Origin of the sequence: Kangiella sp. (genome assembly GCF_014762745.1) — a bacterium.
Classification (GTDB): domain Bacteria; phylum Pseudomonadota; class Gammaproteobacteria; order Enterobacterales; family Kangiellaceae; genus Kangiella.
On sequence record NZ_JABURJ010000001.1, the window covers coordinates 1 to 1,311 of the forward strand.

General features: G+C 47.1%; 1 protein-coding gene. It reads left to right on the plus strand.

Annotated features, from left to right (window positions below; translation table 11 throughout):
* The first annotated feature begins 90 nt into the window (after positions 1 to 90).
* A complete protein-coding gene (locus HUJ19_RS00005; protein WP_290621505.1) occupies positions 91 to 1,266 on the plus strand; it encodes an IS481 family transposase in 1,176 nt (391 codons plus the stop codon).
* The last annotated feature ends 45 nt before the right edge of the window (positions 1,267 to 1,311 follow it).

Genomic DNA, 1,311 nt, shown 5'->3' on the forward strand with positions numbered 1-1,311 from the left:
GGTATGAGTTATAAACATAGGTAACACTTTAGTCCACAAACATGGGTAACAGTTTTTTAAACTGTGGGTACCACGATACAGGAGGTGCCCATGCCCTGGAACGAGTTAAAACCTATGGATCAACGGATTCATTTCATCAGTGGTTATCTGAACGGTAACCGTTCATTTAGCCAGTTATGCCAGTCTTTTGGTATTAGCCGCAAAACAGGTTATAAGTGGGTCAGGCGCTATCAGGAACTCGGTGTTGAAGGTCTGGTGGAGCGCAGCAGGCGACCTCATAGTCATTCGCGCGCCTTACCCAGAACGATTCAGCGACGCATTATCAAGTTGAGAACGGAGTCCCTTATCACGCCGGGTGCAAAGAAAATCCAGGCCCGTCTTCGAACGTTGTATCCAGACGTTGAGCCACCGTCGATATCCTGTATTTATAACATCCTCAATCGCGAAGGTCTGGTTCATAAGCAACGCAAGCGCTGTCGCGTGCCACTCTACACCAAACCATTGCTTCGCTCGGCACAACCGAACGACTTATGGAGCGTGGACTTTAAAGGGCAGTTTAAGCTGGGTAATGGGCAGTGGTGTTACCCGCTCACTGTCATGGATGATTTTAGTCGGTATTTGATCGGGTGTGTTGGCCAAAAAAATGTTAGAACTCAAGGGGCTAGAGTCTCGTTTAAAAGACTGTTCCAAGACTATGGGTTGCCTCTGCGAATACGCAGTGACAACGGCGCTCCTTTTGCCAGCCGAGCGACTGCCGGGTTATCCAGCTTATCAGTATGGTGGATAAAGCTTGGGATCATCCCTGAGCGGATTGCTCCAGGCAAACCACAACAAAATGGCAAACATGAACGCATGCATCGAACTTTAAAGGAGGCAGCTACACGCCCACCGTGCACAAATTTCAGTCACCAGCAACACCAGTTTGAACGCTTTAAACAGGAGTACAACCAGGAGCGTCCTCATGAGTCACTCGCTCAACAAACCCCTGACAGCTGTTATCACACGTCAACGCGACCTTATCCAAAGACAATGCCAAAGCAGGAATACCCCAGTTACTTTGAGGTTAAGAAAGTGAGAAGCTCCGGTGTTATCTACTGGCGAAATGGGCAGGTGTATATATCACACTTACTGAATGGGGAATGGATAGGGCTGTATGAAGTTGATGATGGAATATTCAACGTGTACTTCGGATGCTACAAATTAGGAAGCTTTGATATTAGAAAGAAAACCGTCGGCGCCTGTAATTATTGGAGCCTGAAAGTGTAACCCATGTATTTGGACTAAACTGTTACCCATGTTCTTGACATTACA